The 16,042-nt window shown below is 64.5% G+C and carries 10 protein-coding genes; 5 read left to right on the forward strand and 5 right to left on the reverse strand.

From position 1 onward, the window contains the following. Positions 1 to 22 precede the first annotated feature (22 nt). Entirely contained in the window at positions 23 to 340 is a 318-nt protein-coding gene (locus ACODTW_RS00530) for a hypothetical protein (protein WP_488943908.1), read from the reverse strand. Next, positions 312 to 932: a calcium-binding protein gene (locus ACODTW_RS00535; RefSeq protein ID WP_488943909.1), complete on the reverse strand. Its 621-nt coding sequence runs from the start codon at positions 930 to 932 to the stop codon at positions 312 to 314. Before ACODTW_RS00535 ends, ACODTW_RS00530 begins: the two co-directional genes overlap by 29 nt. A gap of 102 nt (positions 933 to 1,034) precedes the next feature. Between ACODTW_RS00535 and ACODTW_RS00540 the strand changes: the two genes are divergently transcribed. Continuing rightward, positions 1,035 to 1,652 carry a hypothetical protein gene (locus tag ACODTW_RS00540; RefSeq protein WP_488943910.1) on the forward strand — a complete coding sequence of 206 codons (618 nt, stop codon included), beginning with the start codon at positions 1,035 to 1,037 and terminating at the stop codon, positions 1,650 to 1,652. Positions 1,653 to 1,679: 27 nt separating this feature from the next. Here ACODTW_RS00540 and ACODTW_RS00545 read toward each other — a convergent pair whose 3' ends face one another. Both ACODTW_RS00545 and ACODTW_RS00550 read right to left on the reverse strand, forming a co-directional pair. Further along, a complete protein-coding gene (locus ACODTW_RS00545) occupies positions 1,680 to 2,573 on the reverse strand; it encodes a LysR family transcriptional regulator (protein WP_488943911.1) in 894 nt (297 codons plus the stop codon). Then, on the reverse strand, positions 2,570 to 3,370 hold the full coding sequence (locus ACODTW_RS00550; protein ID WP_488943912.1) for a M48 family metallopeptidase: 801 nt from the start codon (positions 3,368 to 3,370) through the stop codon (positions 2,570 to 2,572). The genes ACODTW_RS00545 and ACODTW_RS00550 overlap by 4 nt, the downstream gene beginning before the upstream one ends. 643 nt (positions 3,371 to 4,013) lie before the next feature. Between ACODTW_RS00550 and ACODTW_RS00555 the strand changes: the two genes are divergently transcribed. Continuing rightward, the gene (locus ACODTW_RS00555) at positions 4,014 to 5,435 is read left to right on the forward strand and encodes a M20/M25/M40 family metallo-hydrolase (protein ID WP_488943913.1); all 1,422 of its coding nucleotides are present in this window, start codon (positions 4,014 to 4,016) and stop codon (positions 5,433 to 5,435) included. Positions 5,436 to 5,565: 130 nt separating this feature from the next. Here the strand turns inward: ACODTW_RS00555 and ACODTW_RS00560 are convergent, their stop codons facing one another. Further along, a complete protein-coding gene (locus tag ACODTW_RS00560) occupies positions 5,566 to 9,096 on the reverse strand; it encodes a glycosyl hydrolase 2 galactose-binding domain-containing protein (protein WP_488943914.1) in 3,531 nt (1,176 codons plus the stop codon). A 361-nt stretch (positions 9,097 to 9,457) separates the two neighbouring features. Between ACODTW_RS00560 and ACODTW_RS00565 the strand changes: the two genes are divergently transcribed. The 3 genes from ACODTW_RS00565 to ACODTW_RS00575 all read left to right on the forward strand — a co-directional run bounded on the left by ACODTW_RS00565 (position 9,458) and on the right by ACODTW_RS00575 (position 16,005). Continuing rightward, entirely contained in the window at positions 9,458 to 12,568 is a 3,111-nt protein-coding gene (locus tag ACODTW_RS00565) for an efflux RND transporter permease subunit (RefSeq protein ID WP_488943915.1), read from the forward strand. 131 nt (positions 12,569 to 12,699) lie between these two features. Continuing rightward, a complete protein-coding gene (locus ACODTW_RS00570; protein WP_488943916.1) occupies positions 12,700 to 13,767 on the forward strand; it encodes an efflux RND transporter periplasmic adaptor subunit in 1,068 nt (355 codons plus the stop codon). A 387-nt stretch (positions 13,768 to 14,154) separates the two neighbouring features. Continuing rightward, positions 14,155 to 16,005, forward strand: a complete 1,851-nt coding sequence (locus ACODTW_RS00575; RefSeq protein ID WP_488943917.1) for an acyl-CoA synthetase — start codon at positions 14,155 to 14,157, stop codon at positions 16,003 to 16,005. The last annotated feature ends 37 nt before the right edge of the window (positions 16,006 to 16,042 follow it).

Genomic DNA, 16,042 nt, shown 5'->3' on the forward strand with positions numbered 1-16,042 from the left:
GGCAAATGGACTCCAACGACAATCACTGTCGCAGGTTTTCCCCAAATGCTTCCAGTATCAATGGGATTGTTTTGTTGAGCGATTGCACATCCTGATCAAACGGTTCTTGTTGCGAAAATCCGCCTTTACCAGACGTATCTTTTTGAAATGCAACGGACTTTCGGGCCCGCCTGTGGCCGGACGCCCAGCCTGCGCCCGTCATTTGCGCATGTGGCATTGCCGATGGGCATGCAATATCCGTGGCAAAGACCTTGCCGAAAGCGCAAAGGGCGCCACTGGCAGCGGCGCCCTTCTCCCGCATGGCGATGAGATCAATGGGGAGCCAGTCCCCAGAGATCATAGGTCTGGCTGCCGATCACAAGGACCTCGACGGTGCCGACACCACGCACCGTCGAGGTGGCCCCGTAGAAATCCAGGATCTGGATATAATTGTTCAGTGCGCCATCCGCCGCGTCAGCATCGGTATAGAGATAAAGATCGGTGCCGGAGCGTTGGATATTGAGCGTCGATGACAGGTTCTGCAACGTCAACTGATCGGACGCGCCACCATTATCGTAAATGATGGAGATGCCGGCGTCGGTGAAATTGTGAATATAGGTGTCGTTCCCGCCGTCGCCGGACAGGTAGTTGTATCCGCCGTTTCCTGTGAGCTGATCATTGCCGGCACCGCCATACAATTCATCGTCACTCGCGCCGCCATAGAGAAAATCGGCGCCGTCCTGCCCATGTATCCAGTCAGAACCAGCATCGCCGTAAATAGTATCGCTGCCAGCGCCGCCGATAATGTAATCATCTCCGTTGCCACCGGAGATGAAGTCATTCAAATTACCGCCGCCGATAGTGTCGTTTCCATCTAGTCCGTTGATGGTATTGGCTTCGCTCAGAGGGGATGGCAACGTATCATTGCCGGAGGTCCCCGTTATGAATGCCATTATTCTCTCATGTTTCATATTGTAGAGTGTCTCGAATTATTGACACGTAATAGGAGATATGATATCGCTGTGCCCTGTCAATCGGGTAGTGGGGGTGATGATATGAACATCATATCGAGTGCATATGTGGTGACCGATGCCACGCCCACATCCAGTTTCCAGAAGGTGGCGGAGCAGAAGCCGGCCGCATCGGCCAGTCCCGGGCCGCAGGAAAGCGTTTCGCTCAGCCCCCTGGCGCAGTCATTGTCCGGCGCGGCGGGCGATCTGTTCTCGTCCTTGAACGACAAGCTTCGGGAGAAGCTGGTTGGTCTGGTTCAATCCGGCACCCTTTCGGCCGAGGAGCTGGCTGACGGCCTCTCCGGCTTTGTCAAATCGGCCCGAATGGATACCGGTGCTTCCTCCTCCTCGCAGGGTTTTGTGAGCGCCATGCAGCAAAATGCCGATCAACGCCTGGCGCAGGTGAGCGAGGCATTGTCCATCGCCGCGGAGCGGCAGCGGCCGGGTGCTGACCAGTCCGGGTTGCAGGTGCGGCAGGATGCCCTGGCGGAGGATGGCAGGAAGCTGCGCCGTGACAGCGACGCCTGGAAGCAAAGGATGCTGCAGGACGCGCAGAAAGTGCTGGCAAACCATGACAACAGCATCCGGCTGGGCGAAGGCAGCGCCATGGCACGGTTGCGGGATCTGGGTGTCGGAGAGGAGCTTGCCGAGGCGGCGAAGTAATACCGGCGGTCCTGCCGGTCGGCTGGCTCACTTCGGTAATATCTGGGACACGCGCTTGGCCGCCGCGATCATGGCGGCAGACATGGGGGAGTGGGGCTGCCGGTCCATCATGACCAGACCGATCGTATGTTCGATCACCGGGTCGATCAGCGGGATGGCTTTCAGTTCCGCGGGCAGACCCAAAGCCTCCATCAGCACGGTGGGCATGATGCTGGTCCAGCGGCCCGTGCGCACATGGGCGGCCAGGGCCGTCATGGAGTTGGACTCGATCGCCACTTCCGCCTTCACGCCGACGCGGTGCAGGGCGCGGTCGATGATGCGGCGGTTCTGCATGTCGGGCGACAAGAGGCAGAGCGGCACCCCCTGCAATTCCGCCCACCGCACCTCCGTCCGGCCGGAAAAGTGGCTGTCGGGCCCGGTGATCAGGTGATACCGCTCCCGATACAGCGGGATCTGGATGAAGGCGCCGACCGGTTCATTGTCCAGGTAGGTCAGGCCGGCATCAATGGCCAGGTTTTCCACCTGTTCCATGATCTTCTGTGAATTGGACGCCATGACCAGGAAATCCACGCCCGGATGCCTGTCGATGACGGCGATGGTCAGTTTCGGCACCATGGCCAGGGCCGTGGGCACGGCTGCCAGACGGAAATGACCACAGACCGTCTTGCGCAGCGCCTCGATATCCTGGCGCATGGACCGCCAGTCGCCAACCAGCCGGCGCGACCATTCCAGCAGCCGCTCCCCTTCTGCCGTGAAGCCCTGGAAGCGCGATCCGCGTACCACCAGCGGCACGCCCAGCATGTCTTCCAGCTGTTTCACCCCGGCCGACAGGGTGGGCTGGGACACGCCCGCCTCTTCCGCGGCGCGGCCGAAATGGCGGGCGCGGGCCAGGGCCAGGAACAGTTCCAGCTTGTCGATCATGCCGCCCCCGCCCGTCCCGGCGGGGTGCCATAGCGGTGCAGGCGGGCACCGTTGACGCGCAGCCAGTCGCGATGGTCGTCCACACTGTCGGTCAGGCTGGCGCACAGGGCCCAGAAGCGGGCGGAATGGTTCATTTCCCGCAGATGCGCCACTTCGTGGGCGACGACATAATCGAACACGGGTTCCGGTGCCATGATCAGGCGCCAGCAGAAGGACAGGCGCCGGTCGGGCGAACAGCTTCCCCAGCGGGAACGGGTGTCGCGGATGCTGACCGCGGCGATGGTCACGCCCAGCCGCGCCGCCTTTTCCTGTGCCCGGGTCGTCAGCCGCTTGCGCGCTTCGGCTTTCAGGTAATCGGTAATGCGGCGGGCGACGAAATCAACCTCTCCGCCGACCTGCAATTCCCGGCGGCCATCGGGCAGGATCACGGGGTGCGGGGTGCGCCGGCCGGCGGGCACATGGCGGATGAGATGGTCGATCCCCAGAATGGGCACCGTGGCGCCGGGATTAAAGGGAATGGTGACGGGCACCGCCGACAGCCGTTGCCGCAGCCATTCCAGATGGCGGCCCACGAACAGGCGGATATCCGCGTCCGGCACGCGCGGCGGGGTGGAGATACGCACGACATTGCGCGCCGCGTCCACCCGCATGGACAGGCGGCGCGAACGGGCTGATACCCGCACCTCCACCGGGACCGGCACACTGTCCAGCGCCATGGTACGCGGCGGCGGCAGCGCGGGCTTGGCGCGCTTCTTGGCCGGGGCGGCAGGGGACAGGATCTTGCGTAGGAAATTCACGGGATCGACACGGGGGGGGGGGCGCCTGGGTGCGGGGGTGCTGGCAGCCTATCCCATATGGGGTGGCCGACGGAACAGCCAAGCGGGTGCCGGATGCTTCGGCCGTATTTTGCCCTGCCAGTACATTGTCAGAACCGATGTAGGGCCCGGACAAATGAAAACCCCCGCAGCTGGATGCGCCTGCGGGGGTTTCCGTATCAATCCGAAACCACAGGACCTATGTCAAGCGTGGGTTCGAGATGGTTGCTGCGATATATCAAGTAATCGCGAAATTGTACTGCGGTGGGGTCATGTTTCTACACACCCTCCCAGGTTGCGGAGCCCAGTTGATCGCCGTTTCCTATACGGCCGCCCACTGTGCCGGGGGCGTTATGATCTTCAAAACCACCCTCCATGTCTTTGTTACGATTTGATGGTGCTCCCTTCATGCATGGGCGTCAAGCATTTTTGCGTGGGGTCTTTTGGCCCTATCCCGAAGGTTACGGCATGGGCCCGGAAGCCGGGTTGGTACCAGCGAGAGAGCGAACAAAACGAGAATATTGTATCCATTACAAAACAGTTGCGCCGGAAACGACCGATTTTGTTACCCTTCCGTTCCTGCGGGGCGGTCCGGCCCCGACCGTCCGTCGAAGGAGCAAGTGCCTTGAAGCGTTTCGGTTTTCTGCTGGCGGCCGGTGTGGCGCTGCTGGCCCTGGGGCAGCCCGCATTTGCGGCCGATGCCAATCCCTACACCCAAGCCGCCATTGCCACAGCCAAGGATATCCAGGCCAAGGCCCTGGCCGGTTCCGGCGCCAAGGACTTTGTCGAATCCCTGACGGTGCGCGTCGGCCCGCGCCTGGCTGGATCCCCCGCCGCCCAGGCCAGCCATGACTGGGCGCAGGCGCGGTTCAAGGAACTGGACCTGGTCAATATCAAGGTCGAGCCCTTTACCGTTGATGGCTGGGAACGCGGCGTGGAGTCGGCCGATGTACTGACGCCCGTCGCCCAGCATCTGCATGTGGCGGCGCTTGGCCATTCCGTATCCACGCCGGCAGAGGGCATTACGGCGCCCATCGTGCGCTTTGACACGCTGGAGGATCTGGAAGCCGCCCCCGAAGGCAGCCTGAAGGGCAAGATCGCCTTTGTGGACAAGAAGATGAGCCGGTTGCAGGATGGCGGCGGCTATGGCGAGGCGGTGGGCGTGCGCGGCAAGGGGCCGGAGGCGGCGGCGCGCAAGGGGGCCGTGGCCCTGCTGATCCGGTCCATCGGCACCGACAGCCACCGTTTCCCGCACACGGGCATCACCCGCTATGCCGAGGGCGTGACGGCCATCCCCGCCGGCGCCCTGTCCAATCCCGACGCCGACCAGTTGAACCGCCTGCTGGCGCTGGGCGGGCCGGTCAGCCTGAAACTGACGCTGGCCAGCCAGCAGATGGGCAAGCTGTCGGACGCCAATGTGCTGGCGGAGATCAAGGGCCGGGAGAAGCCGGACGAGGTGGTGGTCATCGGCGCCCATCTGGACAGCTGGGACCTGGGCACCGGCGCGCTGGATGACGGGGCCGGTGTCGGTATCGTGCTGGCCACGGCCAGGATCCTGAAATCCCTGCCGCAGGCGCCGCGCCGCACCATCCGCTTCGTCCTGTTCGGGGCAGAGGAGATCGGCCTGATCGGCGGCTTCGCCTATGCCAAGGCGCATGCGGCCGAACTGCCCAAGCATCAGGCGGGGACGGAGGCCGATTTCGGCGCCGGCCCGGTCATCACCTTCAACGCCAATGTCCGGCCGGAAGCCAAGCCGGTGACCGACGCCATCGGCCGCATTCTGGCGCCCCTGGGCATCGTGCCGGGCAAGGGCAGCACCCATGGCGGCCCCGATATCGGCCCGATGGCGGCCGAAGGCGTGCCCACGGGCGGGTTGGGCCTGGATGGTACGGACTATTTCGATTACCACCACACGGCCGACGACACGCTGGACAAGATCGATCCGAAGAAGATCGATCAGGCCGTCGCCGCCTATGCCAGCTTCGTCTGGCTGGCCGCCGAAAGCCCGGTGGCCTTCGGTCCGGTGGAGAAGTCGGAAGCGCATTGAGGGCTTCCGGAGTGGAATGGAAAAGTGGAATAAAAAAAGGCCCGTCACGATCCGGCGCTTGGGGAAATGGAGGTAGCACCTTGCTGTGACGGGCCTTTGGGGGACGAAGCCCCCATGATGCGGGTAGGGATCAGGGCGTGATGGTCGCCTTTACACTGGTCGGCTGGATGTTCCAGCCGCGTAAGCCCAGGGTGGCATCCGTGCCGCCGGCACTGGTCGGGTAGGTCACCTGCACATGCCGCGTTTCGCCCGGCAGCAGGGTGACGTAATTGTCGCTGAGATAGGCCGGCAGGATGCGGGTGCCGTCCGCCTTCTGCGGGGTCAGCTTGGCCAGCAAAGCCGGGGCCGTGCCGGGGTTCGACAGGGTGACGTCCAGCGACACTTCCCCATTCGCGCCGACCTTGCCGCTGGCCGACAGGGTGACGGGCACGGCGGGCAGTTCGTTCAGCCGCTGATGGGCGGGTGCGTCGGCGGCGACCCAGTAATCGTTGCGCGACAGCACCTTGCCGGACCCATCCGCCAGTTCCAGGCTGACCAGCACCAGCTTTTCAGCTGTCAGCAGGTCCTTCAGGTCCAGCGTGAAAGGATGGGCCACGCTGCCGGCCCCGGCATCCAGCGTGGCCGTACGGTCGGCCAGCGCCTTGCCGGTCAGGGAGCGCACGCGGGATGTCAGCTTCAGGCCCTTCAGACCCTCGCGGCCATTATTGACGATGGTGATGCGGTGGTCGGGCAGGTCCAGCTGCGCATGCACCGGCTCCGACGCCTTTTTCATGCCGTAGAAGGCGCCGTGCGTGTCGTAATCATGCGTCAGGATCTGCCACATGGTGCTGGGCCAGGCGGGCTGGGTCATCCACAGCATGCGGCCGGAATTCTTCGTCCACAGGCCGGCATTCATGCCTTCGAAGATGGCGCGGTAGCCCTCGTAATTCAGCATCTGGGCCTTGCGCTCGAAATCCTCCAGGCTGCTGGCGGCCCCGAACTTCGTGGCCATGGCATCCATGAAGGTCTGGACGGCACCATTCCCCGTCTGGTGCCAGTCGTGATAGGCCCAGCTGTCGGAAATCGGCCAATGTTCGCTGGCCGGCATGCTAGCCTTGAAGGCTTCCAGCGTGGGGAAGGACGGCGTGCCCACCTCCACCGAGAAACCCTGGGCATGCTCGGTGAAATAGGTCTCGGGCTCCCGGTAATTATAGGGGCCGCTGCCCTGAAGGTTGACGCGGTTGGACGATCCGGTGAAATGGCGGGTGCCATCCTCCGTCCGGATCATGTCGGCCAAGGCCTCGTTCAGGATGGGCTGCGGCACGCCTTCATTGCGGCCGAACCACAGGACGATGGAGGGGTGGTGGCGATAGCGGCGGACGACATCCGCGGCATTGGCCATGAACAGGGGCACGTCCTGCGGTTCGATCTGGTAATCCTCGGTCGAGGCCCAGAAATCGTTCAGCACCATCAGGCCATATTCATCGGCCAGATCGAAGAATTCCTCCTCCGTATTCTGGCCCACCCAGTTGCGGATGACATTGACATGGGCGTCGCGGTGCAGGCGGAAATAGGGTTCCAGCCGGTCACGGGCCACGCGCTTGCGCCAATCATCCGTGCCCCAATTGCCACCCCGCGCCGCGATGCGCACGCCATTCACCTTGATGACCATGTGCGGCGACAGTTCGGCCGCATCGGCCGGCTTGACGGCGGGGGAGTTTTCGGCGCCGGGATAGAGCGAGGCCGCCCAGCCGTCCGGCACCTTGCGGATGCCGGCATGGGTGACGTCGATGATGCGCTCGCCTGTTGCCTTGGCCTTGGTCAGGTCAACTTCCACCCGGCGCAGCGCCCCCTTCTGGTCCATCAGCGACAGTTCATAGGTCACCTGACGGATGCCGAAGCGGATTTCCCTGGTGTCCGACGGCTGCCCGTCGGCGGTCACCGTCACCTGCATCTTGTGCAGGGCCGGGTCACCATAGCCGTTGGGCCACCAGAGTTTCGGGTTCTTCACCGACAATTGCGGGAATTCCGACGGGGACAGGGTGACGGAACCGCCGCCGGCCGGGATGCTGGCCTGCTTGGTAACGGTGATGCCGTCGAAGCTGGCCGTGACGGTGGCATTGATGGGCTTGTCCGACAGGTTCCACATGGGCACCGTTACGCTGACATCGGCCACGGAGTTGTCCGGCTTGGGCAGGGCCGTCACCACCTGCGTGTCGCCCAGGCGCAGATCGCCTGTGGATTTCAGCACCACATCGCGCCACAGGCCCGTATTGCGGTCGCGCACGGACGGAATCCAGTCCCAACCTTCGGATGCCACAAAGGTCGGGCCGTCCAGGGCCATGATGCCGCCATTCTCCCCCACGGCAGAGGTCAGACTTTCCTCATGCGGCAGGCCGGGGCGCGGCGGGGGGCTGACGCGGATGGCCAGCGCGTTGGGCTGACCGGGCCTGGCGATGCCCGTCACATCGAAGCGGCCGCGGATGAAGGCACCCTTCATGGCCCCCAGCTTCTGGCCGTTCAACCAGACTTCCGCCTGATAATTCACGCCGTTCAGCACCAGTTGCAGCCGGCGGCCCGCCTGATCGGCCGGCACGGTGAATTCGGTGCGGTACCAGTAATCCTGCTTGTTCAGGCTTTCCGGGATGGAAAGATTGTTCAGGCCATAATCGGGATCTGGATAGACACCGCGATCGACCAGCGTGGTCAGCACCGTGCCCGGCACCGTGGCCGTGTACCAGGATTTCGCATCAAAGCCAGGCTGTGACAGCGCGGCGGGGCCGGCGGCGACCTTGGGCGCTTCCACCAGCTTCCAGGCGCCCAGCACCCATTCGCCGCTGGCCTTCGCGGCCAGGGCAGGGGTTTCCACGACCGGCTTGGCGACGGGCGCGCTGGGGCCGGTCTTGGCCTTGGGCCGGGTCCAGGGGTCCTGCGGGGCGACCTGCCCATACATCTGCCGGACCTGCACGGCCCAGGTGGGGGCGCCATTTTCAAAATTGGTCAGATCGGGCACGGGCTTCACCGCCGCCGCCGTCTGGATCTCCGCCGCCGTCAGGGCGCGAGGCAGGGTGGTGAAGCTGGCGAGACGGCCGGCGAAGGGGGCGGCATCGGCGGGGACAAAGGTCGCCGTGCGGCTGCGGCGCGGGGCCAGCATCAGTTGCGGCCAGGCGGCGGGCGCAGTCACGTCGCCCGAGGCCACTTCCTTGCCATCGGCATAAAGCCGGGCCTTGGCGCCATCGAAGCTGACGGCCAGGAAGGCCCATTGACCGGGGGTCAGCACCTTGCCGCCGCTGATGACCTTGCCACCGGCCAGCAGGGCGGGCTTGCCATCGACCAGGGTCAGGAAATAGGCCGGGGCCTGCTGGTCAGCCGTGGCGAAACCGCCCAGCAACGACCGGCCCTTGGCCGTCGCTTCCGCCTGCACCCAGGCGTGAAGGGTGAAGGGTGCGCCGGCCGCGATGGGGGTGCCGGGCGATTGCTTTTCTTCCAGCTTCGGCTTGGCGATGCCGTCACCGCCGGCCGGGAATTGCGCGTCGAAGGGGCCGAAGCTGCCCGGCCCATTGCTGCCGGACCCGCCCAAACCCTGCCAGGCCTGCCCGAAGGCCAGCGGCACGGCGATTCCGGCGGCCAGACTGGTCAACAGTGACGCGCGGACAAGGCGGCGCACAAATGCCTGCTTCATCGACATTTCCTTCCCATTTCGACCCGTTGAAAGGGGGCCGTTGTCTTTGGTCGCCCAGGGCCGGACAGGACGCGGGCGGCGATGGATAGAATAAATAAATCAAATTACATAATTGGAAAAGCGCTATATATCGGGCGACCCGAGATTGATGCTCCAGGGTTGAATGACGCACCGGATCATGGCGGCGATGACGGCCCGCCCGATTGGCGTCATGTAACGGTCCGTTACAAATTCCTACGATTCATTAACCAAGCTCTACGGACAGGTTACATATCCCTGCCTATGGTGCCCGATGGGCGGGATGGATACTGGAAGGCTGCGGCCGCCATTCCCGAACCTCCCGAATGGACAGGGGACGGTCATGGACGTCATCAAGCTGGGTCTGCGCAATCCAGCAGCACTGGGTGTTGCGGTGCTGATCGCCTTGGGGTTGGGCATCTGGTCGGCCCTGACCCTGCCGGTGCAGCTGTTCCCCGAGGTCAAGCAACCTACACTGGGCATCGAGGCTTCCTGGCGCGCGGCTTCCCCGCAGGAGGTGGAAAGCGAGATCCTGGAGCCCATCGAAGATGTGATGAAAGGTCTGCCCGGCGTGACCGAGATGCAGGGCTTCGCCAACCCCGGCGGCGCCTTCGTCAGCCTTGAATTCGATGCCAAGACCGACATGCAGCAGACCATGCTGGACGTGATCAGCAGGTTGAACCGCATCCCCTCCCGTCCCGCCGATGCCGATCCGCCGCGCCTGATCATGGGTGGCGGCGACAATGCCAATGAGACGCTGATCTATTATTTCGTTCAGAAGCTGCCGGGAACGCCGGGCAGCCTGACCGACCACTACCACTACATCATTGAGGACGTGATCCCCCGGATCGAGGCGATCCAGGGCGTGGCCCGGGTGGATTTCGGCGGACAGGCGGAGGCACCGCAGCAGGAAGTGCAGATCATCTTCGATCCGTTCAAGATGGCGCAGTATGGTATCACCATCCCCACCGTATCGGGCCTGGTGGGTCGCGCGCAGGACGTGACGGGCGGCTTTGTCGATGATGGACGGCGCATCTATACCGTCCGCTACAAGGGCCGGTTCAAGCCGGAACAGTTCAGCGATCTGGTCCTGGAATGGCGCGACGGCCGGCCTGTGAAGCTGGGCGACGTGGCCGAGGTCAAGGTGCAGCTGGGCCGGCAGTGGCAATACGCCTTCCAGAATGGCAACGAGGCCATCGGACTGCGCGTCATCCGCCGAGAGGGCGCCAATGTCCTGGCCACGCTGACCGAGGTCAAGGCCCTGATGGCCGGGATGCGCGACGGGGAAATGAAGGCCAAGGGCCTGACCAACAACCAGAGCTTCGATCCGTCCGTCTATATCGAAAGTGCCATCGGCCTGCTGACCGGCAATCTTCTGTCCGGCATTGTGCTGGCGGTCGCGGCCCTATGGCTGTTCCTGCGGCGCACGCAACTGACGCTGCTGGTCGCCATGACCATTCCCATCTCGCTTCTGTCGCTGTTCGCGGTGCTGGCCATCACGGGGCGGTCGATCAATGTCATTTCGCTGGCCGGTCTGGCTTTCGCGGTCGGCATGGTGATCGACAGCGCCATTGTGGTGCTGGAGAACATTGTCCGCATGCGCGACCGCGGCATGGGCAATGACGCGGCCAGCCATGAGGGCACGCGGCGCGTCATCAAGGCGCTGTTCGCGTCCACGGCCACCACCGTCATCACCTTCGTCCCCATCGTGTTCATGCGCGAGGTCGAGGGGCAGATCTTTGCCGATCTGGCGCTCACCATCGCCGTGGGCGTCACCATCAGCCTGATCGTCTGTGCCACGGTCCTGCCGGTGGCGACGGCCAAGCTGATGAAGGTGACCCCGCGCATGGATGGCGAGGCGAGGTGGGTGGAATGGCTGTCGCTGCGCATCATGGACCTGACCAGCAGCAACCGGAAACGCGCCGCCGTGATCATGGGGCTGGTCACCCTGTCGCTGGGCGGGTCGTACCTGCTGTTCCCGTCCATGTCCTATCTGCCGCCGGTAAAGCGGGACAGTGTCGATGCCTTTCTGAATTTCCCCGTCGGCACCTCGGTCGACCTGTCGCGTGAGGAGGTGGCCAAGGTCATCGTGGACCGGTTCATGCCCTACTACACGGGAGAGAAGCAGCCCAAGGCCAAGAATTTCTACGTGCTGGGCTGGCCCGGCGGCGGGTCCATTGCGGTGCGTCTGGAAGACGACACCAAACTGGACGAGATGATGGGTATCGTGAAGGACGAGATCCTGGCCGGTTTCCCCGATGTGCAGGGCTTCACCAATCGCGGCAACCTGTTTGGCGGGCTGGGGGCGGAAGGCAATGTCTCCATCCTGCTGCAATCCTCCGACGCGGCGGGCCTGTCAGAGGCAGCGGCCAAGGGGCTGGCGCTTTTGCGCGAAAAGCTGCCTGATGTGCAGTCCTGGTCCAATCCCAACCCCGAAATGGCACAGCCGCAGCTGACCGTCCTGCCCAATGACCGCCGCATCTCCGAGGTGGGCTGGACCCGCGTTCAGGTGGGGCAGGTGGTGCGCGCGCTGGGCGATGGCCTGTGGCTGGGTGAACATTTCGACGGACAGAACCGACTGGACATCATCATGCGCTCGCCGGAATGGACGGGTCCGGAGGAACTGGAACAGATGCCGGTGGCGACGCCGTCCGGGACTGTGGTGCCGCTGGGCCAGCTGGTGTCGGTTACCCGCGAAGTGGGGCCAAGCAGTATCACCCGTGTCGATGGCCGCCGCACCATTACGCTGAACCTGCAGCCCGGTGAGAATATTGCGCTTGAAGATGTGATGACCATGCTGAGGCGCGATATCGAACCGCAGCTCCGCGCCTTTCTGCCTGCCGACGGCACGCTGCGCTATGGCGGGTCGGCGGACCGGCTGGACGCCACCGTGGCGGCCATGGGCAAGAATTTCATCATCGCCCTGGGTCTTCTGTTCCTGCTGATGGCGCTGACTTTCAAGTCGGTGAAGGACAGCGCCATGGTGATGATCTCGATCCCGCTGGCCACCGTGGGCGGGCTGGCGTTGCTGGACGTGACCAACCTGTTCACGTTCCAGCCGCTGGACCTTCTGACCATGATCGGCTTCATCATCCTGCTGGGCATCGTGGTCAACAACGCCATCCTGCTGGTCGATGAAACGCGCCTGTGCGAAGCGGAGGGCAAGGGGCGGGCAGAGGCCGTGCATCATGCCCTGCGGTCGCGCATCCAGCCGATCTTCATGGGCACGCTGACCACGGTGGCCGGCATGGCCCCGATGATCGTGGTGCCGGGTGAAGGCAGCGTCATCTATCGCGGCATTGCCGCCGTCCTGACAGGCGGCCTGGCGGTGTCGACCGTGTTTACATTGCTGCTGCTGCCGGCCCTGCTGCGGCTGGGTGAGAAGGAACGCCGGGCCATGGAGGAACCAGGTCCGGAATATGGCGCCAAGGTGACGCGGCTGGCGGCGGAGTGACGGGGGTGCCCGTCATTATCATCGCCTCCGCTTATTTCTTCCCTTTACACCGCCGTTACATATCGAAACCCGCAGTTAACGGGCATTTCATTACAAGGATGCAAATAGCCCCAGCCCCAAGGAAGGTCGCCATGACCCGCTGCAACGCGCACCCGATCGTCGCTGCCCTGTTGCTGGGCGTGCTGGCACTGCCGGCAGCGGCACAGCAGGCCCCCGCCCCCGCCGCCAAGGTGACGGTCGCCGCGGCCAGTCTGCGACAGATGGCGCCGGAGCTGCAGGTGCCGGGCAGCGTCATGTCACGACAGGATGCCGATGTGGCCGCCGAGGTATCCGGACGCGTCATCTGGATGGCAGAGGCGGGGACCAGGGTCGCGGCGGGAGAGGCCATCGCGCGGGTCGATGACCGGTTGCTGCGCCTGGAACTGCGCCAGTACGAGGCGCAGATCAAGAGCCTGGAAAGCCAGCTGGCGTTTCAGGAACGCGAGGTGGAGCGCCAGCGGCAGCTGGCCGAGCGCGGCACCACCCCCGTCACCCGGCTGGAGGAAACGACCAGCCGGCGCGATGTGCTGGCCCAGGATATGGTTCGCGCCCAGGCCAGCCGCGACCGCACCGCGCTGGAGATCGAACGCACCGTGGTGAAGGCGCCGTTCGGCGGTCAGGTGGCCGAACGGATGCTGGAGGTCGGTGAATATTCGGCCCCCGGTGTGAAGGTGGCCCGTCTGGTGGCCGTGGATCAGGTGGAAGTGCGCGCCCAGGCGCCGGTCTCCATCGCCCGCCATATTGTGGAGGGCAGCGAAGTGCCGTTGGACATCGAAGGCCAGACGGCGCGCGGCAAGGTGACCCGCATCATCGCCATCGGCGAGGCGCAGTCCCGCACCTTCGAGGTGCGCGTGTCCCTGCCGAAGGGGGAGGCCCCCTGGATCGTGGGATCGGCCGTCAAGGTGGGCCTGCCCTTGGCCACTGCCGAACAGGTTGTCGCGGTGCATCGCGACGCCCTGGTCCTGCGCGGTGACGGCACCTGGCTGTTCAGGGTGAATGCCCAGAACAAGGCCGAACGCGTGGCCGTGAAAACCGGCACCAGCATCGGTGACTGGGTGCAGGTGACGGGCGATGTGCATGACGGTGACCGCTTGATCGTGCGTGGCGCCGAACGGCTGCGCGAGGGGCAGGATGTCGAACTGTCCCCTAAGGTGAGCTGACCGGGCATGTGAACCGCCATGCCCCCAGGCCCGGGTGCCATCTGCCCGCGGCGTGATTGAGAGCTGCCGGTGCTGCTGTACCGTCGCCCTTTGTGCCAATGCCATCGTCCGGCCAGGGCCGCTGCCATTCGCGGAGCGGTCCTTTGCGCATGCAGCGCTGGTCGAAGATGACGGCCGGGGACGCGCCGCGCGTCGGACCACTGCTGCCCTGTTGAAGCAGGCCGCGGCGACGTTGTCGCGGTGCCGTTAACTTGCAAAGCTGATATCGCTTCCAGTGCCCCTGTCTCGCGGATGGGGGCAGGCGGCGTCGCTTTGCGTGAGAGGCGTTGACGAAAATATCATAAATGATATTTTCATCAGAATAATCATGAATCGGGGAAATCGCACATGCTTGTTCGGGGCGCTGTCCGCTCATTGGCGGAGATCGAAGCTTTGGAAGCCACGCCTTGGGTTTCCTTGGCCACGGACTGGACGACCTATGGTCTTCTGGGCGACGCTGCGGATCGATATGGTGATCGGCCTGCCCTTGGTTTCCTGGCCCGCGCCCAGGATGCAGCACCTGCGGTCGACCTGAGCTATCGTCAGCTTTTCGCCCGCGTCACCCAGGCCGCCAATGCCTTTTCCAGGTTGGGCGCGCATCTGGAGGCGCCGGTCGCCGTTCTGCTGCCCAACCTGATCGAGACGCATCTGACCATCTGGGGCGCTGAAGCCGCCGGCATGGCGGCACCCGTCAACCCGTTGCTGGAACCGCCACAGATCGCCGGCCTTCTGAACCGGATCGGGGCCCGCATTCTGGTCACCGCCGGCCCCGCCCTGTCGCCGCAATTGTGGGAGAAGGCGCAGCAGGTCGCTGCCCTTGTTCCGGGATTGCGGGCCCTGGTGGCGGTGGGGGGCCCGGGTGATGCCGATGCCACGGCACCGGCCTGTTACGATTTCCATGCGCTGCTGGCGGCTGAACCGGCGGACAGGCTGGTCAGCGGGCGGCAAATCCGTCCCGATGACCCCGCAGCCTGCTTCATGACCGGCGGCACCACCGGGGCCCCGAAGGTGGCCATCCAGACCCATCGCAACCAGAGCTTCCAGGCCCGCGTGCTTGCCGAGCAGAGCCAGCTTGGCACCAGCGACGTCATCCTGTCCGGGCTGCCCCTGTTCCATGTGAATGCCGTGATCGTCACCGGCCTGTCGGCCTTTTCGGGTGGTGGCCACGTTGTGCTGCTGACCGCCAGCGGTTATCGCGACAAGGCCGTGATCGGAAATTTCTGGACCATCGCCGCCAATGTCGGTGCCACCACGTTCAGCGCCGTGCCGACGGTGCTGGCGGCATTGCTGGACCAGCCGCGCGATCCCGCTGCCGCATCGACCCTTCGGGAGGTGATATGCGGGGCGGCACCCTTGCCACTGGAACTGTTTCAACGCTTCGAAGAAACCACCGGCATCGTGATCCGGGAAGGGTATGGACAGACGGAGGGCACTTGCGTCACCTCCGTCAATCCCCGCCATGGTGAGCGGCGGCCGGGCTCCGTGGGTTTGCGCCTGCCCTATCAGGAGGTCCGCTGCGTCCGGCTGAATGCGGATGGCAGCCTGACCGACTGCGCGGCCGGTGAGGCCGGCCGGGTTGTCATCCGCGGCCCCAATCTGTTCCCGGGATATCTGGACCCAAGCGATAATGAGGGATGCTGGTACGCGGGCGGCTGGTTCGACACCGGCGACCTGGGCCGCCTGGATGCGGATGGCTATCTGTGGCTGACCGGACGGTCCAAGGATCTGATCATCCGCGGCGGGCATAATATCGATCCCCAGGTGATTGAAGAGGGGCTGGCGGCCCATCCCGGTGTCGCGCTGACGGCTGCCATCGGCCAGCCTGATACTTATGCGGGTGAACTGCCGGTTGCCTATGTCGTCCCCCGCCCGGGTGTGGCGCTGGACCCGGAGGAGATGCTGGCCTTCGCCCGTGTCGGCATCCCCGAGCGGGCCGCCTGCCCCGTGCGGATCGAGATCATCGACACCATGCCGGTCACGCCCGTCGGCAAGATCCACAAACCATCGCTGCGCCTTGATCTTGCGCGCCGGATGGTGGAACGGACGCTGGCCTGGGAAAACCTGGAAGGCGAGGTCATTGCCGTGGCGGAGGCCAATGGGCGTTACAACGTCACCGTTTCCTGCCCGCAGGCCGCACTGACCGCTGTCCGGGCTGCCTTGGGCAACCTGCCCCTGACCGTGACGGTGGATGCCCGCTGACGGGTGACGGTCAAAAGGCCATCTGATGCTGACAGCA

The sequence above is a fragment of the Niveispirillum sp. FG148 genome, assembly GCF_057809655.1.

Coding starts and splice junctions, on each gene's coding strand:
- ACODTW_RS00565 (WP_488943915.1), top strand. CDS start 9,458: ATGGACGTCATCAAGCTGGGTCTGCGCAATCCAGCAGCACTGGGTGTT.
- ACODTW_RS00530 (WP_488943908.1), bottom strand. CDS start 340: ATGATCTCTGGGGACTGGCTCCCCATTGATCTCATCGCCATGCGGGAG.
- ACODTW_RS00570 (WP_488943916.1), top strand. CDS start 12,700: ATGACCCGCTGCAACGCGCACCCGATCGTCGCTGCCCTGTTGCTGGGC.
- ACODTW_RS00540 (WP_488943910.1), top strand. CDS start 1,035: ATGAACATCATATCGAGTGCATATGTGGTGACCGATGCCACGCCCACA.
- ACODTW_RS00535 (WP_488943909.1), bottom strand. CDS start 932: ATGGCATTCATAACGGGGACCTCCGGCAATGATACGTTGCCATCCCCT.
- ACODTW_RS00560 (WP_488943914.1), bottom strand. CDS start 9,096: ATGAAGCAGGCATTTGTGCGCCGCCTTGTCCGCGCGTCACTGTTGACC.
- ACODTW_RS00545 (WP_488943911.1), bottom strand. CDS start 2,573: ATGATCGACAAGCTGGAACTGTTCCTGGCCCTGGCCCGCGCCCGCCAT.
- ACODTW_RS00575 (WP_488943917.1), top strand. CDS start 14,155: ATGCTTGTTCGGGGCGCTGTCCGCTCATTGGCGGAGATCGAAGCTTTG.